Source organism: Nodosilinea sp. AN01ver1 (assembly GCF_050565655.1).
In the GTDB taxonomy this organism is placed as follows: Bacteria; Cyanobacteriota; Cyanobacteriia; order Phormidesmidales; family Phormidesmidaceae; genus Nodosilinea.
In genome coordinates, this window is the sequence record NZ_JBNXVS010000026.1 from 55,441 (window position 1) to 76,889 (window position 21,449).

Annotated in this window: 21 protein-coding genes; 12 read left to right on the forward strand and 9 right to left on the reverse strand. The window is 58.9% G+C overall.

Features of this window, described 5'->3' with window-relative positions:
* Positions 1 to 51: 51 nt before the first annotated feature.
* A complete protein-coding gene (locus ACQ4N7_RS18850) occupies positions 52 to 1,440 on the reverse strand; it encodes an aldehyde dehydrogenase (protein WP_430713031.1) in 1,389 nt (462 codons plus the stop codon).
* A gap of 211 nt (positions 1,441 to 1,651) precedes the next feature.
* On the opposite strand from ACQ4N7_RS18850, the gene ACQ4N7_RS18855 reads away from it, so the two are divergent.
* Positions 1,652 to 2,050, forward strand: a complete 399-nt coding sequence (locus ACQ4N7_RS18855; protein WP_430713056.1) for a DUF1499 domain-containing protein — start codon at positions 1,652 to 1,654, stop codon at positions 2,048 to 2,050.
* Positions 2,051 to 2,093: 43 nt separating this feature from the next.
* On the opposite strand, the gene gmk is transcribed toward ACQ4N7_RS18855, so the two are convergent.
* On the reverse strand, positions 2,094 to 2,714 hold the full coding sequence (gene gmk / locus ACQ4N7_RS18860) for a guanylate kinase (protein ID WP_430713032.1): 621 nt from the start codon (positions 2,712 to 2,714) through the stop codon (positions 2,094 to 2,096).
* A 95-nt stretch (positions 2,715 to 2,809) separates the two neighbouring features.
* Positions 2,810 to 3,574: a phycocyanobilin:ferredoxin oxidoreductase gene (locus ACQ4N7_RS18865; RefSeq protein ID WP_430713033.1), complete on the reverse strand. Its 765-nt coding sequence runs from the start codon at positions 3,572 to 3,574 to the stop codon at positions 2,810 to 2,812.
* A gap of 91 nt (positions 3,575 to 3,665) precedes the next feature.
* On the opposite strand from ACQ4N7_RS18865, the gene ACQ4N7_RS18870 reads away from it, so the two are divergent.
* From ACQ4N7_RS18870 to ACQ4N7_RS18880, 3 genes are all read left to right on the forward strand, one after another.
* Positions 3,666 to 4,766, forward strand: coding sequence for an AI-2E family transporter (locus ACQ4N7_RS18870; RefSeq protein WP_430713034.1), 1,101 nt, complete (start codon positions 3,666 to 3,668; stop codon positions 4,764 to 4,766).
* 680 nt (positions 4,767 to 5,446) lie between these two features.
* Positions 5,447 to 6,958, forward strand: a complete 1,512-nt coding sequence (locus tag ACQ4N7_RS18875) for an NAD(P)/FAD-dependent oxidoreductase (protein WP_430713035.1) — start codon at positions 5,447 to 5,449, stop codon at positions 6,956 to 6,958.
* A 75-nt stretch (positions 6,959 to 7,033) separates the two neighbouring features.
* The gene (locus ACQ4N7_RS18880) at positions 7,034 to 8,578 is read left to right on the forward strand and encodes a lipopolysaccharide biosynthesis protein (RefSeq protein ID WP_430713036.1); all 1,545 of its coding nucleotides are present in this window, start codon (positions 7,034 to 7,036) and stop codon (positions 8,576 to 8,578) included.
* A gap of 189 nt (positions 8,579 to 8,767) precedes the next feature.
* Here ACQ4N7_RS18880 and ACQ4N7_RS18885 read toward each other — a convergent pair whose 3' ends face one another.
* Positions 8,768 to 9,973, reverse strand: a complete 1,206-nt coding sequence (locus tag ACQ4N7_RS18885; RefSeq protein WP_430713037.1) for a phosphoglycerate kinase — start codon at positions 9,971 to 9,973, stop codon at positions 8,768 to 8,770.
* Between the two features lie 194 nt (positions 9,974 to 10,167).
* Between ACQ4N7_RS18885 and ACQ4N7_RS18890 the strand changes: the two genes are divergently transcribed.
* On the forward strand, positions 10,168 to 10,575 hold the full coding sequence (locus tag ACQ4N7_RS18890) for a universal stress protein (protein ID WP_430713057.1): 408 nt from the start codon (positions 10,168 to 10,170) through the stop codon (positions 10,573 to 10,575).
* On the opposite strand, the gene ACQ4N7_RS18895 is transcribed toward ACQ4N7_RS18890, so the two are convergent.
* A complete protein-coding gene (locus ACQ4N7_RS18895) occupies positions 10,572 to 11,231 on the reverse strand; it encodes a Coq4 family protein (RefSeq protein ID WP_430713038.1) in 660 nt (219 codons plus the stop codon). The genes ACQ4N7_RS18890 and ACQ4N7_RS18895 overlap by 4 nt on opposite strands.
* A gap of 198 nt (positions 11,232 to 11,429) precedes the next feature.
* On the opposite strand from ACQ4N7_RS18895, the gene ACQ4N7_RS18900 reads away from it, so the two are divergent.
* Together ACQ4N7_RS18900 and ylqF are read left to right on the forward strand one after the other, a co-directional pair.
* A complete protein-coding gene (locus ACQ4N7_RS18900; protein ID WP_430713039.1) occupies positions 11,430 to 12,002 on the forward strand; it encodes a PadR family transcriptional regulator in 573 nt (190 codons plus the stop codon).
* Between the two features lie 183 nt (positions 12,003 to 12,185).
* Positions 12,186 to 13,058: a ribosome biogenesis GTPase YlqF gene (gene ylqF / locus ACQ4N7_RS18905; protein ID WP_430713058.1), complete on the forward strand. Its 873-nt coding sequence runs from the start codon at positions 12,186 to 12,188 to the stop codon at positions 13,056 to 13,058.
* 100 nt (positions 13,059 to 13,158) lie between these two features.
* Here the strand turns inward: ylqF and ACQ4N7_RS18910 are convergent, their stop codons facing one another.
* The 3 genes from ACQ4N7_RS18910 to ACQ4N7_RS18920 all read right to left on the reverse strand — a co-directional run bounded on the left by ACQ4N7_RS18910 (position 13,159) and on the right by ACQ4N7_RS18920 (position 14,411).
* On the reverse strand, positions 13,159 to 13,488 hold the full coding sequence (locus ACQ4N7_RS18910) for an RNA recognition motif domain-containing protein (protein WP_106871268.1): 330 nt from the start codon (positions 13,486 to 13,488) through the stop codon (positions 13,159 to 13,161).
* Positions 13,489 to 13,743: 255 nt separating this feature from the next.
* Complete coding sequence (locus tag ACQ4N7_RS18915; RefSeq protein ID WP_430713040.1) at positions 13,744 to 14,046, reverse strand: hypothetical protein; 303 nt, start codon at positions 14,044 to 14,046, stop codon at positions 13,744 to 13,746.
* 227 nt (positions 14,047 to 14,273) lie between these two features.
* A complete protein-coding gene (locus ACQ4N7_RS18920; protein WP_430713041.1) occupies positions 14,274 to 14,411 on the reverse strand; it encodes a hypothetical protein in 138 nt (45 codons plus the stop codon).
* Between the two features lie 287 nt (positions 14,412 to 14,698).
* On the opposite strand from ACQ4N7_RS18920, the gene glgP reads away from it, so the two are divergent.
* Entirely contained in the window at positions 14,699 to 17,317 is a 2,619-nt protein-coding gene (glgP, locus tag ACQ4N7_RS18925) for an alpha-glucan family phosphorylase (RefSeq protein WP_430713042.1), read from the forward strand.
* A 14-nt stretch (positions 17,318 to 17,331) separates the two neighbouring features.
* Positions 17,332 to 17,733, forward strand: coding sequence for an OsmC family protein (locus ACQ4N7_RS18930; RefSeq protein WP_430713043.1), 402 nt, complete (start codon positions 17,332 to 17,334; stop codon positions 17,731 to 17,733).
* Here ACQ4N7_RS18930 and ACQ4N7_RS18935 read toward each other — a convergent pair.
* A complete protein-coding gene (locus ACQ4N7_RS18935) occupies positions 17,730 to 18,287 on the reverse strand; it encodes a TetR/AcrR family transcriptional regulator (protein WP_430713044.1) in 558 nt (185 codons plus the stop codon). The two genes, ACQ4N7_RS18930 and ACQ4N7_RS18935, sit on opposite strands and share 4 nt — an antisense overlap.
* 250 nt (positions 18,288 to 18,537) lie before the next feature.
* On the opposite strand from ACQ4N7_RS18935, the gene ACQ4N7_RS18940 reads away from it, so the two are divergent.
* The 3 genes from ACQ4N7_RS18940 (at position 18,538) to ACQ4N7_RS18950 (ending at position 21,345) form a co-directional block, all read left to right on the forward strand.
* Positions 18,538 to 19,137: a glutathione S-transferase family protein gene (locus ACQ4N7_RS18940; RefSeq protein WP_430713045.1), complete on the forward strand. Its 600-nt coding sequence runs from the start codon at positions 18,538 to 18,540 to the stop codon at positions 19,135 to 19,137.
* Positions 19,138 to 19,378: 241 nt separating this feature from the next.
* Entirely contained in the window at positions 19,379 to 20,368 is a 990-nt protein-coding gene (locus tag ACQ4N7_RS18945; protein ID WP_430713046.1) for a pyridoxamine 5'-phosphate oxidase family protein, read from the forward strand.
* Positions 20,369 to 20,667: 299 nt separating this feature from the next.
* On the forward strand, positions 20,668 to 21,345 hold the full coding sequence (locus ACQ4N7_RS18950; protein ID WP_430713047.1) for a cupin domain-containing protein: 678 nt from the start codon (positions 20,668 to 20,670) through the stop codon (positions 21,343 to 21,345).
* The last annotated feature ends 104 nt before the right edge of the window (positions 21,346 to 21,449 follow it).

Sequence of the window (21,449 nt, forward strand, 5' to 3'; positions counted from 1 at the left end):
CCTACGCAAAATTAGCAGAGTGAGTTTGCAGAGCGATGGTCAGCCGGTTCTTTAAGACAGCCCCATCATTTTCTGAAATAGCTTGATCTTGCTCTCGTAGGGAGGGTAGCGCCAGTCCATATCGAGCCAGAAGGGTTTTTTGAACACGCTTTTGAGATTCGAGAAGGTGTCAAAGCTGTACTGGCCGTGGTAGCGACCCATGCCGCTGCTGCCCACGCCGCCGAAGGGCAGATCCCAAACAGCGACCTGCAGGATGACGTCGTTAATGCAAACCGACCCGGCGGTTGTGCGATCGAGCACCTGGGTCTGCACCTGGCGATCGCGCGAAAACACGTACAGCGCCAGGGGTTTGGGCCGCTGGCTGAGGCTGGCGATCGCCTCATCCAGGCTGCGGTAGGTGAGAATCGGCAAAATAGGGCCAAAAATCTCCTCCTGCATAACCGGGGCGTCCCAGCTGACGCCGTCGATGAGTGTAGGAGCAATGTAGCGATCGCTGCGGTTGTGGTCGCCGCCCACTACAATGTTGCCCTGGCTGAGCAGACCCACCAGGCGGTCAAACTGGCGCTCGTTGACCACACGAGAGAAGTCGGGGCTGTTAGCGGGGTTCTCGCCGTAGCAATCGGCCATTCTCTGCTTCAGCGCCGTCACCAGGTCGGCTTTGACGCGCTCGTCGACCAGCAGGTAGTCAGGCGCAATGCAGGTTTGCCCCGCATTGAGAAATTTGCCCCACACAATGCGCCGGGCCGCGATTTCCACATTCACATCGACATCGACAATGCAGGGACTTTTACCGCCCAGCTCCAGCGTGACCGGGGTGAGATGCTGGGCCGCCGCCTGCATGACGATTTTGCCGACCCGCTCGCCGCCGGTAAACAGAATGTGGTCAAATTTTTCGGCCAGCAGGGCCTGGGCGGTGTCTACCCCGCCTTCGACCAGGGCTATATAGGCGGGGTCAAAAGTTTCTGCGATCAGCCGGGCCAGCACCGCAGAGGTGGCTGGAGCCAGCTCAGAAGGTTTGAGAATAGCGCAGTTACCCGCCGCGATCGCCCCCATCAGCGGCGAAATAATCAGCTGAAACGGGTAGTTCCACGGGCCAATAATTAAGGCCACCCCCAGGGGCTCGGGCTGCACCCAGGCTGAGCCAGGCCTTTGGCTGAGGGCTAGAGCGGCGCGGCGCGGTTTGGCCCAGCGGCGTAGGTGCTTAATTGCATAGTCAAGCTCGCCGATGACCGCGACTTCGATATAGCCCTCAAACTCAGGACGGCCCAGATCGTGCTTTGCCGCGTCAATAATCTCAGCCTGATACTTGACGATCGCCGCTCGCAGGGCCCTGAGCTGGTCGAGGCGAAAATCGAGGCTACGGGTCGCCCCAGTGGCCCAGTAGGTCCGCTGGCGGCGCAATAAATCGGCAACGGGGGCGGCGGCGGCAAGGGTAGACATGGTAACCTCTGGCGAGGGGGAGGGTTTGGATCTAATCCATTTGCTCTATCCTACAGGAGAGCTACCTGATGGTTGGATCGTTGTCATTATGCTGAAATCAGTTTTTCGACATTTGTTTGGGGTTGCTCTGGTTATGCTCACGCTGCTGGGCAATGCTAGCCCCAGCGCTGCTGTTTCTTTGGGTTTTAGTCCTATGGGCGCACTTCCGTTTATTAATCTGGCTGGCGATCGCCCCACTAACTTAGGCGTTAAAGCAGGCAAGCTCGCCCCCTGCCCCAGTTCCCCTAACTGCGTGGTCAGCCAGGGCGACACCGATGCCGAACATGCGATCGCGCCCCTCACCTACAGCGGTGACCCGGCCCAGGCGATGGCTCAGCTGACGGCGATTGTACAGGCCATGCCCCGCACGACAATTGTCGATTCTAGCGACAACTACCTCTACGCCGAGTTTGCCAGCAAGCTGATGGGCTTTGTGGACGATGTCGAGTTTTACCTCGACCCAACGGAGTCGGTAATTCAGGTGCGATCGGCCTCGCGCCTGGGCCAGTCTGACCTGGGTGTCAACCGCCAGCGGGTCGAGGCTATTCGCCAGGCGATGCAGAGTTCATAACAGCCGACAAAAGCGAAATCTACTGTATCAGTCCTTGAAGTTATCAGTCTTTGAAGATGGCGTTCTCGAGGTGCTCAAGGGCCACTTCGAGGTCGTCGTTGACGATTTGCTCGTCAAATTCTGAGGCGGCGTCAATCTCTACTCGGGCCCGCTGCAGGCGGCGCTCAATGGCATCGTCAGCGTCTTTGCCGCGCAGTCGAATGCGGTTTTCTAGCTCTTCGATGGAGGGGGGCAGCACAAATAGCTGGAGGGCGTTGGGAAACGTTTCGCGCACCTGGCGGGCACCCTCTAGCTCAATTTCTAAAATCACCCAGTGGCCGGCTTCAATTTCTCGCAGCACTGGGGCTTTGGGGGTGCCGTAGAAGTTGCCCGCAAACTCGGCCCACTCTAGCAGTTCGCCCCGCGCCACCATCTCCTGAAACGCTTCACGGCTAACAAAGTAATAATCTTGGCCATCGACCTCGCCGGGGCGGGGGGCGCGGGTGGTGGCCGACACCGACAGTTTGAGCATGGGGTAGCGGTGGCGCAGCGATCGCAGCAGCGTACCTTTACCCACCCCACTGGGGCCTGTGAATACAATCAACCGACCCAGCCGAGGCGTAGTCAGATCGGGCGTTTTGTCCAGGCTGAGGGTGTTGAGCGGGGCGGTCGAGCTGACGGTCATAGCGATCGCTGATTGTGTACGACAGAGATTCTTATTCTAGTGAACCCTCTACCAACAGACAGATGAAATTCCGCTAATTAACCTAAAGTTTGGGGCTAAGCCTCAGGCAGGTCAAACAGCACCGTGGTCATATAGCGCTCGGCCCAGGCTTCGCCAAAGGCTTTTTCGAGCACGCGACGGGTTTTGTCGTTCTTTTGCTGCTGCTCGCAGTAGTGGCGCTGACCCGCCATAATCCCCGCTTTTTGGTCTGGTTGAGCCGGGGTCGCGATCGCCTGCTGGCAGTGCAGCGCCAGGTAGTCAGCAATCAGCTGCACAAAGGCCGTCTCTTCGGCAGGGCTAGCGGGGCGAATGAACCGGCAGTAGGGCGAGAAAATCGTGCCCCAGCCGGGCAGGTCGCGCTCTTCGGCAAAAGCTTGAGCAGGCAGCTGGTCGAGGGCTGTAACGTAGCGATCGGGCAGTACCTCAGCGACCGGCGAGAGATCGATAATGGCAGCGCTAATTTGCCCCCGCCCGCCGACCAGGTCGCAGCCAAACATGGGCAGGCCGTACTCAGGGCGAGGAAACATGACGCAGTGCAAAATATCGAGGTTGGCCCCTACTCGCGCTAGCTCCAGGTGCAGCTTGCGAAACTGAGGCGTCTGGTAGCACCGATTTTCAATGGTGAGCTTCTCGCCCTCCAGACGGCCCTCAATGTAGCCTAAATCTTCTGGTAGACGGTAGGGCGATAGGTCTAGGTACTGCTGCCAGGTGGCTTCGATGCGATCGGCCAAGTCCCGAATCATCGGGTGCTGCTGGTCGCGTAGAGAGGTTGGAACTGGGGCTACCATAACACCCAAAAAGCGATAATAAGTTCCCAGCATAACAGCCCAGCTGAAAATACTAGAACTCTCTGGCGCTAGAGCCAGCTACAATTTGGACCCAAAGGTATCAACCGCGTAAGGTGCCCTTGCTGTGAAGCTAACCGATTGGATCAACCTGGCCGCACTGGGCATTGCCCTGGTCATTTTGTGGCAGTTTCGCCAGATTGTCTTACTTATCTTTGCGGCGGTGGTCATTACCATTGCCCTCAATAGCCTGGTGCGGCTGTTTTCGCGGGTGTACGGCTGGCCGCGACCGCGATCGGTCTTGGTAACGGGGGCGCTCGTGCTGCTGGGCGGCGTCATTTTTTTGGGTCTGGTGCTGCCTTTATTTGTCAGCCAGTTTCAAGAACTGCTGCTGCTGACCCCCAAAGGGTTTGAGCAGTTAGGCGTTTGGTTTGATGCCTTTCAGGCCAACCCTCCCGACTGGTTTCCTGAGCAAGACCTGAGCCTGGTTCCGGGTTTACCCGAGTTGCTGCGCCAGGCCGCGTCCATCGGATCTACGGTGTTTGGCAACTTTTTGACGTTTTTCTCCAGTTCTGTGGCGATTTTGCTACAGGTGCTGCTGCTGGTTGTACTCGCTCTGATGATGCTAGCCAACCCGGCGGCCTATAGACGGCTGCTGCTGCGGCTGTTTCCATCGGGCTACCGCCGCCGCGCCGACGAAATCTTAACCAAGTGCGAAAGATCTCTGATGTTTTGGCTGGGTGGTGTGGCCCTCAGCTCGATTTTTGTGGCTGCCCTCAGCTTTACGGGGCTGGTGCTGCTGGATGTCCCCTACGCCTTTGCCCACGCCGTGCTGGCCGGGTTGTTTAACTTTATTCCCAACCTTGGGCCGACTTTGAGCGCGGTTTTTCCGGTATTTGTGGCGCTGCTGCAGTCGCCGGCTACAGCGCTAGCGGTAGTTGTGCTGTATGTGCTGATTCAAAATGTCGAGAGCTACTGGTTTTCACCTATGGTGATGCAGAAGCAGGTAGACTTGCTGCCTGCCGCCACGCTGATTTCTCAAATCTTTTTTGCTACCTTTTTTGGCCCGGTGGGGCTCATTTTGGCGCTGCCCCTGGCGGTTATTTGCAAGACCTGGATTGAAGAGGCCTGGATTATTGACGTGCTCGATCGCACGGGCGGTGGCGAGCCAGAAGCCGTCGCAGACACTGCCCAGCCCGACTACGGGCGATCGCAGCCCGACGCCTAAATCACTCAGCAGCAAAGGCCGCTCCACCAAGATCTGTGCTAGTCAGCGGTATAGGGCTATGTCAAAGCCCCTCAAAGGCCAACCGCATTGCCCGTGAGCGCGATACGGTCTAATTAAGATCTGGTAATGAAAACATAAATTTTTAATGAAACTACCTGGGTTTTGCTGGTAATTTCTACTTCTACTTATTTAAAGTTTGATAAGAGAATGGTAAACCAGTCGGTATTTCTCCGGAAGAATTTTAATACTGTATGGAGAGATTAAGTTGACAAGCCGATCGAGCCGTTTATTAACCATTTTTATTCTCCGAGTTGGGCACTAACGGCAGGTCAATTATCGTCAAGGCAGCAGGATAAGTATGCTCTAGTTCGTGGTGAACTCAGATGGCTGAAGCTCAGGCGAGTCTTTCACGTATCATTTTGGCTTGTAGCGGCGGCACAGCATTTCGGTACTGTCTAGTGAGCATTCTCTACGGCTCGCTAACGCCCCATGAAGTACACATACGGCTCTTAGTAAACTTCAAAAGCGCTTAGCGAGCGGGTGTCAGGGGCTTTCCATGCGGCGGTGGAAAGCCTGCCCCAGACACCAATAGCACAAGCACCTCAGGCAATGCCCCAAAGCGCCAGGCCCGCTTTACGCTCTCGGTGATTTCATCGGTTCAATACAGGAGTTCCCGTCCTATGCCTCGTTACCCAGTTATTGTCATCGGTGCCGGACCAGCGGGGTTGACCGCAGGCTACGAGCTAATTAAGCAGGGTGTGCGATCGATCATTCTGGAGAAGGCCGAGCAAGTGGGCGGCATTTCCCGGACGGAGGTATACAAAGGCTACCGCTTTGACATCGGCGGTCACCGTTTCTTTACCAAAGTGGGAGAAGTTAACGCCATCTGGGCCGAAATTTTGGGCGATGACTTTATTCAGGTGCCACGGCTATCGCGGATCTACTACCAGGGCAAATTTTACGACTATCCACTGTCCCTGCTGAAAACGCTGAAAAATTTGGGGCCAGTCGCTAGCGCTCTTATGGTCGCCAGCTACCTGAAGGCCAAAGTCAAAAAGCGGCTTAACCCAAGTTTTCAGGCTGAAACTTTTGAGGAATGGGTTACCGATAGCTTTGGCGAACGACTGTATAAAACCTTCTTTAAAACCTACACCGAGAAAGTGTGGGGTATACCCTGTAGCCAAATTCGGGCCGACTGGGCGGCTCAGCGAATTCAAAACATGTCGCTAAAGCGAGTGGTGATCAATGCTCTTTTTGGCAGCCAAAACGCCAAGAGTCTGATCAAAACCTTTGACTACCCGCGCCTCGGCCCCGGCATGATGTGGGAGCGCTGCCAGGAGCTGCTGATGGAACAGGGCACAGTGGTGCAGTTAAACACAGAAATTGTTCGCATCGAACACCAGGGCACCTTTGTCACCAAGGTAATTGCCAGGCAGGTTGATCCCGCTGGGGCATTGCCCGATCGCACCCTTGAGCTAAGCGGCGATCAGGTGATCAACTCTATGCCCATTTCTACCCTGGTGCATCGACTCGACCCGCCGCCGCCGCCGGAGGTGCTAGAGGCGGCCCGAGGGCTAAAGTATCGCGACTTTTTAATTGTCTCGCTGATCATCGATCGACCCGACCTGTTTCCCGATAACTGGCTTTACATTCACAGCCCTGAGTTTAGGGTAGGCCGCATTCAAAACTTTAAGAACTGGAGCCCAGCGATGGTGCCCGACGCCAGCAAAACCTGCCTGGGGATGGAGTACTTTTGCAGTGAAGGCGACGAACTCTGGGAAATGCCTGACTCGGCCCTGATGAAGCTGGCTGCCCAGGAGATCACCCGACTGAACCTTGGCGTACAGCGCCAGGATATTGAGGACGGCTGCGTGATTCGTCAGCACAAGGCCTACCCGGTGTACGACGGCGACTACCGCCGACACTTGCAGGTGCTACAGGACTACATTGAAACCTTTGAGAACCTGCAAACGGTAGGCCGCAACGGCATGCACCGCTACAACAATCAGGATCACTCGATGCTGACGGCCCTGCTGGCCGCCAAAAACATTGCGGGAGAAAACCACAGCCTGTGGGACGTGAATGTGGAGCGCTCCTACCACGAAAACTTCACCGACGAGGAGTGGACTAAGCTGCGGCAGACCTCGACAGGGCCAGCGCCGGCAGCTCCACCCCTACCAACGGTTGCCTAAGACAGCGTCAGGTGAGCACGGTAGTTCAGTTGATGTGTTTTCTGCTCTATTTTTAAGGCAACCCTCTTTTTTGCTATGGCTATACGTCAGCGGCAGCCATCTTCTCAAGACTTGAACTTTAGCGCCTCACAGGCCTATCTGCAGCAGCGATCGCTGCAGTCTAGCCTGATTACCTTTGGCTCGCAGCCGCTCAAGCTGCTGATTGGAATTGGCACCACCTCGATTTTGGCGCGCTTGCTCACCCCAGCAGATTTTGGCCTGGTAGCGATGGCCCTACCCTGGTTTGCCCTGGTGGAAAGCGTCAACTCATTGGGCTTGGGGACGGCGATGGTACAGCGATCGCACCTCGATCAGCAGCAGGCCAGCGCTCTCTTTTGGCTGTCCTTTGGCATTAATGTCCTGCTGCTGGTCGGGCTGCTGCTGTCGGCCCCCGCCTTCGCCTGGTTTTATCAAGAATCTCGGCTAGTTCTCATTATTCCAGTCATGGCCCTGGGTATGGCCAGCCTGTTTATATCGTTTCAGCACCAGTCGCTGCTGGCTAGGCAGATGCGCTTTGGAATGCTCACCCTCATCGAGGTGGGGAGCCTGGCACTAGGGGCCGGGGTAGCGCTGGCCGCCGCGATGGGCGGCTGGAGCTACTGGGCCTTGGTGCTGCAATTAGTCACCTATCAGGTCGCCCAGAGCCTGAGCTACTGGGTGGCCTGTCGCTGGCGGCCTTCCAGGCTCAGCAGCCTCAGCCCGCTCGGACCAGAGACCCGCTACGATATTCGCAAGATGTTGTCCTACGGGGCCAACCTCAGCGGCTTTCACCTGATCAACCGGGTGGGCATGGAGATGGATCGGGTGCTGGTGGGCTACTTCAATGGAGCCAGCGCCCTGGGGCTTTACTCGGTCGCCTACAACTGGGCCTACTTTCCCTTTAACCAGGTGTATTTGCCGCTGATTAACGTGGCCATTTCTAGCCTTAGCCGAGCGGCGGGTGAAGACAACCAGTACCGCAGCCAGAGCCGCCAGATTTTAATGCTGATGTTTGGCCTGTGTTTGCCCGCCCTGGGGTTTTTAGGCGTGTCTGGCGACCAGCTGCTGCTGCTGCTGCTGGGGAATCAGTGGGTCGAATCGTTCCCGATTTTTCGGGTGCTGGTGCTGTCGGTGTTTGTCAGCGGCTTTTACCGGGTGACGAAGTGGATCTACCTATCGACGGGGCAAACTCACCGGCAGCTGAGGTGGAGTATGCTGCACACGCCAGTGGTTGTGGCCGCCGCCGCCGTTGGCACTTATTGGGGGCCGCTGGGGGTAGCCTGGGGTATTACCCTGGCATCGCTGGGGTTAACCTACCCTGCGATCGCGTTTTGTCTAACTGAAACCCCTCTCACCATGAAAGATTTTGTGGGCTCGGTTTGGCGGCCCACGATCGCATCGCTCGTCGCCGCCGCTTTGCTGGTAGCCGCTGAGATGTGGCTGCGCTTCCCTGCTCATGCTGGGCTATACCTGGTGCTCAGCGCGACCCTTTTTGCTGTGGCCTATGTCGGTAGCTTTATTCTTTTACCAGGCGGGTGGCAGGAGGTGCGCAATGCCTATCAAGCGCTGTACCTGCTGGCATCAAAGCGTATTGATCGCTAGGCGATCGCCCCAGGGTACGAACCAAAAAGGGATGGAGGATCACTCCCCCATCCCTTTTGAGCATCAATTTGAACTACTGCGTTGGCCCAGTCGCTGGAGACAGCAGCGGAACGCTGTACTCAAAGCGGGACGCTGCTGGATAAGCCAGCGTCTCAACACCGACGCTGGCTTATCCATGATGGCCAGGTTCTAGGCCTCGTCGAGGGCCGCAATGCCGGGCAGCTCTTTGCCTTCGAGCAGTTCGAGGCTAGCGCCACCGCCGGTCGAAATGTGGCTCATTTTCTCAGCCACACCCACCTTCTCAACTGCGGCCACCGAGTCGCCGCCGCCGATGATCGTGGTCACGCCCTGGTCGGTGAGTTCGGCCAGAGTGTGGGCGATCGCCTCGGTACCCGCCGCAAACTTATCGAACTCGAACACGCCCATGGGGCCATTCCAGATCACCGACTTGCACTGCTTCAGCGCATCCTGGAACACCTTGATCGAGTCGGGGCCAATGTCGAGCCCCATCCAGCCATCGGGGATGGCGTCAACGCTGGCGGTTTGGCTATTGGCATCGGCGGCAAAGTTGTCGGCCAGCACCACATCGGTGGGCAGCAGCAGGTCAACGCCCTTCTCTTTAGCCTTGGCCTCCAGAGCTTTGGCCAGCTCTAGCTTGTCTTCTTCCACCAGCGACTTGCCCACGTTGAGGCCCCGCGCCTTGTAGAAGGTAAAGATCATGCCGCCGCCGATCAGCAGCTTGTCGACTTTGTCGAGCAGGGTCTCAATCACGCCGATTTTGCTGGAGACCTTAGATCCACCGATGATGGCTGCCAGAGGCTTCTGGGGATTTTCGATCGCCGCCTGGAGGTACTGCAGCTCTTTCTCGATCAGGTAGCCTGCTACCGAGGGGCTGAGGTACTTAGTCACACCCTCAGTCGAGGCGTGGGCGCGGTGGGCGGTGCCAAAGGCGTCGTTTACGTACAGGTCGGCATTGGCGGCCAGCTGCTTGGCAAACTCGGGGTCATTGGCCTCTTCGCCAGGGTAAAAGCGCACGTTTTCGAGCAGGGCTACCTGGCCATTCTCCATTGCACCTACGGCGGCGGCGACCTCATCGCCAATGCAGTCGTCGCACTTGATGACTTCCTGGCCCAGCAGCTCGCTCAGGCGCTTGGCCACGGGGGTAAGGCGCATGCTGTCAACCACCTGGGCCTTGGGGCGACCAAAGTGGCTGGTGAGAATGACCTTTGCCCCTTTGCCGGTGAGATCCTGGATGGTGGGCAGGGCAGCCCGAATGCGGGTGTCGTCGGTAATGGCACCCTGGTCGTCGAGGGGCACGTTGAAGTCGGCCCGCACCAGTACCCGCTTGCCCGAAACGTCAGCTGCCGACAGGCTCGCCACCGATTTTTTAGTCACTGTAAAATACCTCCTAAAACGGGTTAAGACTTTGCATTTATTACGTTATGCAGCGCATGGGTGGCAGCGGCCTCAACCTTGACTAAGGTAGATTTGAGGCGGGTGATGCAGCTCAACCCAGCGACTGTGTCTGTCGTAATATTTACTGATGGCCGCCCTCATTTTACCGGAGTGTGAGTTCCCTTCGATACGCCATGTTCAAGACGGTTTTATTTCCCATCGACATGAGTTCTGAGGCGCAGCAGGCGGCTCCTAAGGTGGCAGAACTGGTCAAAACTCACCAGAGTCGGCTAGTTTTGCTGTCGGTTGTTGAACCCAGCACCCCTGAAAAGCCTCAGCCTGACAGGCAATCGTCGCCCGAGGCCGTGGCCCAGCTGCTCAACAAAGCCAAGGAACTATTTTCTGCTCAAGCGATCGAGGCCGAGGTGATTGAACGTGAGGGCCAACCCGCCTTTGTCATCTGCGATGTGGCCGACGAGCTCAACGCCGATCTAATCGCCATGGGCTGCCGGGGCGTGGGCCTGATCGAAGACGTGCAAAACGAGAGTGTGACCATGCGGGTAATTAACCTGTCGCCCTGCCCGGTGCTGATTATTCCCTAGAAAAATTCTCCTAGCCCTAGTTCCTGTCGCACGATCGCGAGCGGTTTCTCCCAATTGAGTTCGGGCGGGTAGGCGATCGCAGCCCTTCCCCTTACCCCCATCCAATACCCGCGCCACAGCGCTCGCAGCAGCGGCACCGTCCACAGCGGGTTGGTCAGGCTGAGGGGCACAAAGGAGAGCACGAACACATTGAGCAAGTCGCGGTACTGCACCAGGGTATAGACCGCTACCCCGAACTCACCAACGGGTGAGGCATCGAAGCCGGTATAGATGTGGTAGATGTCGTGGCTAATGGCCATGCGCTGGCGCAGCCACTCGCGGTTGGCTTCATCGGTCATAAAGGTTGCTGGATCAAACCTGTAGCGAAGCATGTGGCGGGCGTAGGTGCCGCCGAGGGTGTCGGGCGGTAGCTGCACTAGCGCATCGAGATCGACTGCAATCGGGCGATGGGCCAGGTGTGCCGCCTGGCGCTCTAGCCGGTTCTCGACCCAACGCTGCCACTGGCTGCGGCGTCCAGCGGCGAGAATATGCAGGATGCCGGCGGCAGGATTGCTCAAAAAGGTTTGGTAAGCGGCCCTCAGCTCCGACCAGTCAATGCCGCTCAGGGGCGACCAACTGCGCTGACGCTTGGAAAATGGCTGAATGCGGCTAGTCATGGCAGTTCTCCAGGGAGGAAGGATGTGAACAAATGCGATCGCGTCATCAGGCTGCTGCCTGGAAGCGACATAATGAGGATGCAACTGAGCGAATATGCAACTTTTTGCATTTAATGTTCTCATCTTATATGCACTTTTGTGCATAGTCAATAATTTGCACTTTTGTTTTTGTGAATTGGAGTTTTGTGAATTGGTGCTATGGCGCTTTCCCACGCAATTTTGTCGGCCCTCACCGATCGCCCATGCAGCGGCTATGACCTGGCTAAGCAGTTCGATGGCTCAGTCGGATTCTTCTGGCACGCCAGCCACCAGCAGATCTACCGCGAGCTGACCAAGCTAGAGCAGCAGGAGCTAGTCACCGCCGAAGCTGTTGCCCAGGAGGGCAAGCCCGATAAAAAGGTTTACCGCGTCACCGAGCCCGGCAAAGCAGTTCTAAAAGAGTGGATTGCCCAACCCTCTAAATGTGCGCCCACCAAGGACGATCTGCTGGTGAAGCTGTTTGTGGGCTACCTGGTACCGCCCGCAACCATGCAGGCCACCCTTGAGCACGAACGCGCCCAGCATGTGGCCACGCTGGAAGCCTACCGGGCGATCGAGCAGAAATACTTTGCCGACCCCGACGCCCTATCCCTAGCGGCCCGCTTTCAGTACATCACCCTGCGCAACGGCATTCACTACGAGACCAGCTGGCTAACCTGGTGCGACGAAACCCTGGCCATCCTCGGAGTCCTCCCTACCGAGGATAGTGATACTCCGTGGACAGGTGATTGAATTGGGGCATTGTTTCTTGAATTAGGTGCATTGCTGCGCGTTGGCATAGCCTCGCCTTTTGGCGTTATGCACCCTACAATTCTTTGCCAAGCTTTACTGTGAAGTTGGTGGCCAATGCCCACCCTGCGATCGCCCTCTATTCACCCACCCATCCACTCACCCACCTACCCATCCATTCCCCCCATGTCCACCCCCGAAATCCAGTGGTATCCCGGCCATATCGCCAAAGCAGAAAAGGCCCTGGTCGATCAGCTCAACCGGGTAGACGTGGTGCTGGAGGTGCGCGACGCCCGCATTCCGGTCTCGACGCGGCACCCCAAAGTTGATGACTGGGTAGGCGAAAAGCCGCGCGTGCTGGTGCTCAACCGGGTCGATATGATTTCAGCCGAGGCGCGCACGGCCTGGGAGACCTGGTTTCGCCAGCAGGGGGAGGTGCCCTACTTCACCGATGGTCAGCAGGGCAAGGGGGTAAAGGCGATCGCCAAGGCCGCCCAGAGCGCAGGCGAGGCCGTCAACCAGCGCCGCCAGACTCGCGGCATGAAGCCCCGCCCCATTCGCGCCGTGGTAATTGGCTTTCCCAACGTGGGTAAGTCGGCGCTGATCAACCGTTTGCTCAACCGCAAGGTGGTGGCCAGCGCCCGCAAAGCCGGGGTCACGCGCCAGCTGCGCTGGATACGTCTCTCGGGCGATTTGGATCTGCTGGATGCACCGGGGGTGATTCCCTCCCGGCTGGATAGTCAGGCGGCGGCGGTTAAGCTGGCCATCTGCGACGACATTGGCGAGGCCTCCTACGACACCCAGCGCACGGCGGCGGCGTTTTTAGATTTGCTCAAGGGTTTGCAGCAGGCCAACGCCCCAGACCAGTACCAGGAGATTTTGCAAGCCCGCTACGGCGTCGCCCTGAATGACTACACCGGGGAAGGCTTTGTGGCCCAGGTGGCGGCCCAAAAATTTCAGGACAATTCTGAACGCACCGCCAAGCGCATTCTCAACGACTTTCGCACCGGGCTGCTGGGCCAGTGGGTGCTGGAGTGGCCCCCTGCTGCCCCCTACTGACGGTTCTAGCGGGCCAGCGCGATAGCTAACCAAAAATGGCAGGGGATACTCATCCTCTGCCATTGCAACATCTTAATATTTAGGGTGATGAACGGGTGACTTACCAGCGGGAGAATTCCCGGTTGCCGCCATCTCTGCCGCCGCCGCCGCCGAAGTTGCCGCGGGGGCCGCCGCCGCCAGCGCGCTTCTCTTTGGGGCGAGCTTTGTTGACCCGCAGCTCGCGGCCCATCCACTCAGCGCCATCGAGGGCTTCGATCGCTGCGTCTTCGTCAGCTTCCTTTTCCATCTCGACGAAAGCAAAGCCACGGGGGCGACCTGTTTCGCGATCGGTGGGTACCGTTACTCGGCTAACGGCTCCGTACTCGGAGAAGACTTCGGTGATGTCCCCCTCCGTAGCATTGTAGGCAAGGTTTCCTACATAAATCGACATGGCACAACTCCAAATTAGACATGTGATGTAGACAAGTTCGATTCGGAGTGGTACACACCGATTACCCGAAAACTGAGATCAGACTGTGATTAACCAGCCTACCGAAAGCCAAACATGTTACCCGCTTACTTTAGCATAAGGTTTCTGAAGATTAATGCTTCTGTAACACTGTGTTGGCGGTGTTTCCAGCCCCTGGGGCCGGGGCTTTTCATAAGTTTTGTAACATCAAATTACGGGCCGTTGGCGAGGCCGTAACTAGCGCCTGCTGTAGAACGAAACTTCGACGTCGGCGCACCATCCGGCGGCTAAATTTTCGTACAAAAAAACGCGCTCTACCCGGTAGTACACGCCATCCCTAAAAACGCAGTCGCCGATGCGCGGAATGATCGGGTAGGTGGCAAACCAGAGCGCATCTTTGAGGGGAGCTTTGGGATTATTGCTGCTGGCGGCCAGATAAAACACCTGTACCTTAAACCCCTGACCAGAACTGGCGGGAGTAGAGAGGGGAGGGTCACTGGGCTTGCCGCTGCTTTTGCTGGTAGGTTTTTTGGTGGCCACAGGATGAGCGCCACGGAACTGGCGGTTGTAGAGTACGGGTACGCTGGGGGGCAGGTGCCTCCGTAGTCTACCAAGCGCCAGGGCAGGCGTAAGCGGGGGCGAGGGGCGGGCAGGGCCAGGGTTTAAAGCTGAAGAGGGCTCAGCCTGTCGGGTGGAGGAGTGATCCTACGGTCCGAGCTGCTGAGCCCTCAGTTCTGAGTTTAGGCCTTAGGGTTGTTCTAGTTGGGCTAGCTGTTACCACGGCGCTTGAGGGCGGCGACCATCTGCTGGCGCACGGCGCTGGCCCACTGATCAAACTCAACCTCGGGGCGATCGCCTTTGTCTAAGGCGGCTCCGCGCCCCTGGGGTTTCCTATCCTGCGTCATGGTCATGTCCTCTACGGCGGTTTTACGATCTCCTTACCTGCCTATTATTCCCTGGAGCGATCGCCCTAAGCTACGCCTTTAGGTAGGGATCTCATAACCTATGCCTGGGGAGAAGCCGCAATATTTCTCTAAATTTTTACGTTAGTTTTGCCCCAGTTGTGCTCTCCCCTGGTCGGCGCTTAAGGGAGTGGTCTAAGGGAGTATTACAAGCTATGGCCCGGTGCCCGCTACCGGTTCGATAGGGGGCAAAATGGCTCTAGACAACCTAAACCCTTGCTGCTCGACCTATGCGCCCCATTCGCACGTTTAACGTTACGCCTGCCCTACCCCAGCGGCTAGAGGCGCTGCGCACCCTGGCCTACAACCTTCACTGGGACTGGGATGTGGAGATGGTAGACCTGTTTCGGCGACTGGACGGCGACCTGTGGGAGTCGAGCCGCTACAACCCGGTGCTGATGCTGGGCACGATCAACCAGGCGCGGCTGAACGAGATTGCCGAAGACGAGGGGTTTTTGGCCCAGATGGACCGGGCGGCCCAGCGTCTGGAGGACTATTTGCGCGATCGCAACTGGTATAAAAAACACCGCAAAACCCCCGTCCCAGGCGAGCGCTACGCCTACTTTTCGATGGAGTTTGGCCTCACCACCTGCATGCCGGTGTACTCGGGTGGTCTGGGGGTGCTGGCGGGCGACCACCTCAAGTCGGCCAGCGATCTGGGTCTGCCCCTGGTGGCGGTGGGGCTGCTGTATCAGGAGGGCTACTTTGCCCAGTACCTGAATGCCGACGGCTGGCAGCAGGAGCGCTACCCGATCAACGACTTTTACAACATGCCTCTGCACCTGGAGCGCGACGGCGAGGGCAACGAGCTGCGAATTGCGGTGGAGTACCCCGGTCGCCAGGTCTATGCCCGGATCTGGCGGGTGCAGGTGGGCACGGTGCCGCTGTACCTGCTCGACACCAACATTGAGCCCAACAGCCAGTACGACCAGGACATCTGCGATCGCCTCTACGGCGGCGACATCGACATGCGCATTCACCAGGAAATCATGCTGGGGATTGGCGGCATTCGCATGCTCAAGGCTCTGGGCATTGTGCCCACCGCCTACCACATGAACGAGGGCCACTCGGCCTTTATGGCCCTGGAGCGCATCCGCGCCTTTATGGAAGACGACGGGCTGAGCTTTGCCGAGGCCCTGCAGGTGGCCCAAACCAGCCAGATGTTTACCACCCACACTCCCGTACCCGCCGGTATCGATCTGTTTCCGCCCGAAAAGGTGCTGCACTACCTGGGCCACTACCGCCAGCGCTTTGGCCTCGGCGATGCCGAATTTTTGGCCCTGGGCCGCACCGATACGGGCGACTTTTCGGCCCCGTTTAGCATGGCGGTGCTGGCGATTAAGACGGCGACCTTTATCAACGGGGTGAGTCAGCTCCACGCCGAAGTGTCGCGCGATATGTTTGGCGAGCTGTGGACCGGGCTGCCCCAAAGCGAGGTGCCGATTACCGCCATCACCAACGGCGTGCACGCCCGCAGCTGCGTGGCCCGCTCGACCCAAACGCTCTACGATCGCTACCTTGGCCCCAACTGGGCTGAGGCCAGCCCCAGCGCATCGCTGTGGGAGCGGGTCTACGCCATCCCCGACGATGAGCTGTGGCGCAACCACGAGCAGCGGCGATCGCACCTGGTGGTGGCGGTACGCGATCGCCTCACCCGCAGCATGCAGGATCGGGGGGCCTCACCCCGTGAGCTTTCCGAGGCCCAGGAATGCCTCGACCCCTTTGTGCTCACCATTGGCTTTGCCCGCCGCTTTGCCACCTACAAACGGGCGACGCTGTTTCTCCACGACCTGGAGCGCATTCGCCAGATCATCACCGGTCAGGGCACAGGGCGGCGGGTGCAGTTTGTGATTGCGGGCAAGGCCCACCCCAAAGACATTCCCGGCAAAGAGCTGATTCGCAGCATCGTTCACTTCACCCGCGACGAAGGGCTGAGCCGCTCGATTGTGTTTGTGCCCAACTACGACATTCACCTGTCGCGGGATATGGTGGCGGGCTGCGACGTGTGGCTCAACAACCCCCGCCGCCCCCGCGAGGCCTCGGGCACCAGCGGCATGAAAGCGGCCATGAACGGGCTGCCCAACCTCAGCGTGCTCGACGGCTGGTGGGATGAGGCCGACTACATTCGCACTGGCTGGCCCATTGGCCACGGCGAAGACTACGACGACCCCGACTACCAGGACGATGTGGAGGCCAACGCCCTCTACGACATTCTGGAAAAAGAAGTCGTGCCCCTGTTCTACGATCGCGACAAGGACGAAATTCCGCGCGGCTGGGTAGCCAAAATGAAGGAGGCGATTTACCTCAACACGCCCCAGTTCAACACCGCTCGCATGGTCAAAGACTACGCCAACCGGGGCTACTTTGCGGCCAGCGATCGCGCCCGCACCCTGGCAGCCGACGACTACGGCCCCGGCAAAGAACTCACCGCCTGGCAGGCCCGCATCACCGAGCAGTGGTACGAGGTGCGCTTTGAGGAAGTGGCGATTTCTGACACAAGCGATCTGCGGGTCAACCAGCCTTTTAAGGTGACCGCCGCCATTCGCCTCGGGGCGCTCACCCCCGACGATGTACAGGTCGAGCTGTACCAGGGCACCGTTGCCATCGACGGCGAAATTCACACCGGGCTGGCGGTGCCGATGGCCTACCAGGGCCAGGATGACCAGGGCAGAAGCGTCTATGCCCTGGAAATGCAGTACACCGCCAGCGGCTTGCAGGGCCTTTCGCTGCGGATTTTGCCCCGCCACCGGTACCTCAACAGCCCCTACGACCCCAAACTGGTGCTCTGGGCCAACCCCGACTCGGTACACATCAGTACGGGGGTTGTCTCGCCTGCGATCGCCCTATAGAAGCGGAGATGGGTATGACCTCAGTTCAGGTTTCGTCAAACGCGTCGCGCTATGGCCAAGACATCGCCATTCGCCAGTTTGAGCTGACGGCCGACGAACCCGCCTCGGTGGGCGGCGACGACCAGGGGCCAACCCCGACCGAGCTACTGCTGGCGGGCCTGGGCAGCTGCAAGGCGATCACGATCAAAATGTACGCCGAGCGCAAGGGCTGGCCCGTCGAGAATGTCTACGTGGCCGCCGAGCTGCACACTACAAAAAACTCGTCGGGAGAAAAGCAGTCGGTGATCAAGGCCTACCTCACCCTGGTGGGCGACCTCAGCGCCGAGCAGCGCGATCGCCTGCGGGAAATCGGCGATCGCTGCCCGGTGCACCGCCTGCTCAGCGCTGGAGCCGACATTCATACCGTGCTGACCTAGCGACAGAGCTGCTCGGGCAGGCGCTGCATGGTGCGCTCAAAGATGGCGGCATCGCCCATAGCCCGCGCCATAATCAGTGCGCCCTGAATAGCGATCAGGGCTTCTTCGCTGCGCTCCTGGGCTAGGGATTCTGCCATGCCGCCCTGGGTCAAAACGGCGGCGATCGCTCCCATCCACCGCTCCAGCATCGCCTGCACCTGGGGCTGAAAGTCGTCTTTGGCCGAGCCCAGCATCAGTGAGGCCAGCATGCAGGGCTTTTCGCCGTGGCTGTAGGCGTCACGGATGCGATCGCCCATTCGCCCCAATCGCGCTAGCGCATCCCCTTCACCGTCTAAGGCATCCACCGCCGTCTCTTGCAGCCACTGGTCAAGGGTGGCCAGCACCGTTTCGACCATGTCATCCTTGCCGCCCGGAAAGTGGTGGTAGAGGCTGGCCTTGCCCAGGCCCGTAGCCTCAGAAATTTTGGACAGGCTGACCCCGTCGTAGCCGTTCTGCCGAAACAGGTCGAGCAGGGTTGGCACGTAGCTTTGTTTAGCCGGGGTTTGCTTAGCCATTGCGCCTCCAGAACGGTTGGGAACCCTGTTGACATTATACCGAACGATCAGTACAGTAAATCTTGTACCGAACGTTCGGTACTCATTCACTGCCTTCTGAAGCTGTCTGGATGAAGAGTGCGAACTAAACCCCTGCTCATCCACCCCCTTTCTCTCTGCGGGAGACGCGAACGCTTTGGTAAAGCCTGTCCACAGGACAAACGACTTCGCCCAGGAACCGTTACCCATCCACCCATAAAGGACACCCACCATGATCAAGCTCTACGGTCACGAACTCTCGGGCAACAGCCACAAAGTGCGCCTGCTGCTCGAACTGCTGGGCCTCGACTACGACTGGGTCAACGTTGACCTGATGAAAGCCGAGCACAAGTCGCCTGAATACCTGGCGCTCAACCCGTTTGGGCAAGTTCCTCTGCTAATCGATGGTGACGTCAGGCTGGCCGATGCCCAGGCTATTCTGGTATACCTGGCGCGGCAGTACGGCGGCGAAGACTGGCTGCCCACCGAAGCCCTGCCGCTGGCCCAGGTGGTGCGCTGGCTCTCGACCACCGCTGGCGAAGTGCGCCAGGGGCCTGAGAATGCTCGCCTCTACCACCTGTTTGGGGCCACCAATATCAACATCGATCGCGCCCACCAAAAGGCCGAGCACATTCTCACCCAGCTCGACAAGCACCTTCACGATCGCCCCTGGCTGGAGTTCGATCGCCCCACCATTGCCGATGTGGCCGTATTCCCCTACGTGGCGCTGGCCCGCGACGGCAAGGTAGACCTCGATGCCTACCCCAGCGTGCTGGCCTGGATCGATCGCATCAAGCAGCTGCCCGGCTTTGTGCCAATGGCGGGCCTTTAAACCGAGATTGGCCGACCACAATCAACAGACTGTAGGGTAGGTCATCGCGATTGGCCCCAGCTCTGCACCAGAATCCGCCCACCTGACCCACCATTTTGCCCAAATCGAGCCTCTGGTCATGGGTAGGCGGTGGGTTACGGCGGCGCGACAGGTGAACGGCGGATGGCGGGGGAGAGCGATCGCCTAACCCACCCTACGCCTTTAGAGAAATTAAGACCTAATCAGTAGCAGGAGCGTACCCATGGCAAACCCAGGCTGGTCCCACGAAGAGTCTCCCTTTCATGCCGGAGAACTGGCGATTCAGGCGCGGCTGGGGGTGCAGGAGCGGATGGATCGCCAGGGGCGGCGGATCATTCGCGACTATTTGCCCGAGCAGCACCGTCAATTTTTTGCCCAGCTGTCTTACGTGCTGGTGGGTACGGTGGATGGCAACGGTCAACCCTGGGCCTCAATGTTGGTGGGGAAACCGGGGTTCATTACCTCCCCCGACGATCGCACTCTGCACATTGCGGCCCAACCGCTCTACGGCGACCCCCTGCACCGCACCCTGGCCGAGGGGGCCGACATTGGCCTGCTGGGTATTGAGCTGCACAGCCGCCGTCGCAACCGCCTGAATGGCACAGTAACAGCCCTTCAGCCCGACGGATTTACGGTGGCGGTGGGGCAGAGCTTTGGCAACTGCCCCCAGTACATTCAGGCGCGGCACATTCAAACGCAGCAGTTTGATCTGCGATCGCTAGATCCGACAGCCCCAAAACCCGTGCATTCCCTGGTGGCGCTGGGAGAGAGTGAACAAGCGATGATCGCCGCTGCGGATACCTTCTTCATCGCCACGGCCCACCAGGCGGAGTCAGCGGGCAGCGCCAGCGGCGTAGATGTGTCGCACCGGGGCGGCAAACCGGGCTTTGTGCGTGTGGATGATGCCACCACGCTGACAATTCCCGATTTTTCGGGCAACTTGCACTTCAACACCTTTGGCAACCTAGAACTCAACCCCCGCGCTGGTCTAATCTTCATCGATTTTGAGCGGGGCGATCTGCTCTACCTCACCGGCACCGCCGAAGTCATGTGGGCTGGCCCCGAAATTGCCGCCTACGAAGGAGCCGAACGCCTGCTGCGCTTTCATGTAACGCAGGGCTACCGTGTCGAAGGCAGCCTGCCCCTCACCTGGTCAACCCCAGAGTTCTCGCCCTTCTTGACCGACACTGGCCCCTGGCAAAATCCTCAATAATGGAACAGGGCAAACCCTACGCAGGGCAAACCCCATTCCAAAGCAAACACGACTCAGGGCAAACGCCGTTTGCCCCTACCTATCCACCCCCTTTCTCCCTACGGGAGACGCGAACGCGTTGGCGCAGCCTGTCCACAGGACAAACGACTTCGCTCAGGGACCGCCACCCATTCACCCCTTTCTCCCTACGGGAGACGCTAACGCGAACGACTTCGCTCAGGGACCGCCACCCATCCACCCATCTACCCATCCACCCGCTTACCCTCCCACCCATCTACCCATCCACCCACCTACCCAAAATGCAGCTCCACGCCGACCTCACCCAACGCATCGTTCTCACCACTCCCGATCTCCCCTGGCTCGACTCCCCCATGCCCGGTGTTCACCGCCGCATGCTCGATCGCGATGGAGATGAGATCGCCCGCGCCACCTCTCTGGTGCGCTACGCCCCCGGCAGCGCCTTTTCGCCCCACACCCACGGCGGCGGCGAAGAGTTTTTTGTCTTAGAAGGCGTATTTTCTGACGAGCACGGTGACTACCCGGCAGGCACCTATGTGCGGAACCCAGTCGGTTCGGCCCATACGCCATCGAGCCAGCCGGGCTGCACCATTTTGGTCAAGCTGTGGCAGATGCACCCCGACGACCAGACTCGGGTGGTGGTAGATACGACCACCGCGCCCTGGCACCCTGGCCTGGTTGAGGGTTTGCAGGTGATGCCGCTGCACGCCTACGGCACTGAGAATGTGGCGCTGGTGAAGTGGGCACCGGGCACCCAGTTTCAGCCCCATACCCACTGGGGCGGCGAAGAGATCTTTGTGCTGGAGGGCGTGTTTTCTGATGAGCACGGCGACTACCCGGCGGGCACCTGGCTGCGTAGCCCCCACGGCAGTCGCCATACCCCGTTTAGCCGCGAGGGCTGCACGATCTATGTGAAGACAGGGCATTTGGTCGGGGCCGAGGCATTCAGCAACGCTTGACGACATTAAAGTAATGCGTCGATCTGATCGCCTCAGCGATCGCCCTATTGGGCATCAAGTAGGGTGGGCACTGCCAGCCCTACGGTGCTACGGTGCTGGCCAGT

Coding starts and splice junctions, on each gene's coding strand:
- ACQ4N7_RS18850 (WP_430713031.1), bottom strand. CDS start 1,440: ATGTCTACCCTTGCCGCCGCCGCCCCCGTTGCCGATTTATTGCGCCGC.
- gmk (WP_430713032.1), bottom strand. CDS start 2,714: ATGACCGTCAGCTCGACCGCCCCGCTCAACACCCTCAGCCTGGACAAA.
- ACQ4N7_RS18865 (WP_430713033.1), bottom strand. CDS start 3,574: ATGCTGGGAACTTATTATCGCTTTTTGGGTGTTATGGTAGCCCCAGTT.
- ACQ4N7_RS18875 (WP_430713035.1), top strand. CDS start 5,447: ATGCCTCGTTACCCAGTTATTGTCATCGGTGCCGGACCAGCGGGGTTG.
- ACQ4N7_RS18880 (WP_430713036.1), top strand. CDS start 7,034: ATGGCTATACGTCAGCGGCAGCCATCTTCTCAAGACTTGAACTTTAGC.
- ACQ4N7_RS18890 (WP_430713057.1), top strand. CDS start 10,168: ATGTTCAAGACGGTTTTATTTCCCATCGACATGAGTTCTGAGGCGCAG.
- ACQ4N7_RS18895 (WP_430713038.1), bottom strand. CDS start 11,231: ATGACTAGCCGCATTCAGCCATTTTCCAAGCGTCAGCGCAGTTGGTCG.
- ACQ4N7_RS18900 (WP_430713039.1), top strand. CDS start 11,430: ATGGCGCTTTCCCACGCAATTTTGTCGGCCCTCACCGATCGCCCATGC.
- ylqF (WP_430713058.1), top strand. CDS start 12,186: ATGTCCACCCCCGAAATCCAGTGGTATCCCGGCCATATCGCCAAAGCA.
- ACQ4N7_RS18910 (WP_106871268.1), bottom strand. CDS start 13,488: ATGTCGATTTATGTAGGAAACCTTGCCTACAATGCTACGGAGGGGGAC.
- ACQ4N7_RS18920 (WP_430713041.1), bottom strand. CDS start 14,411: ATGACGCAGGATAGGAAACCCCAGGGGCGCGGAGCCGCCTTAGACAAA.
- glgP (WP_430713042.1), top strand. CDS start 14,699: ATGCGCCCCATTCGCACGTTTAACGTTACGCCTGCCCTACCCCAGCGG.
- ACQ4N7_RS18930 (WP_430713043.1), top strand. CDS start 17,332: ATGACCTCAGTTCAGGTTTCGTCAAACGCGTCGCGCTATGGCCAAGAC.
- ACQ4N7_RS18935 (WP_430713044.1), bottom strand. CDS start 18,287: ATGGCTAAGCAAACCCCGGCTAAACAAAGCTACGTGCCAACCCTGCTC.
- ACQ4N7_RS18940 (WP_430713045.1), top strand. CDS start 18,538: ATGATCAAGCTCTACGGTCACGAACTCTCGGGCAACAGCCACAAAGTG.
- ACQ4N7_RS18945 (WP_430713046.1), top strand. CDS start 19,379: ATGGCAAACCCAGGCTGGTCCCACGAAGAGTCTCCCTTTCATGCCGGA.
- ACQ4N7_RS18950 (WP_430713047.1), top strand. CDS start 20,668: ATGCAGCTCCACGCCGACCTCACCCAACGCATCGTTCTCACCACTCCC.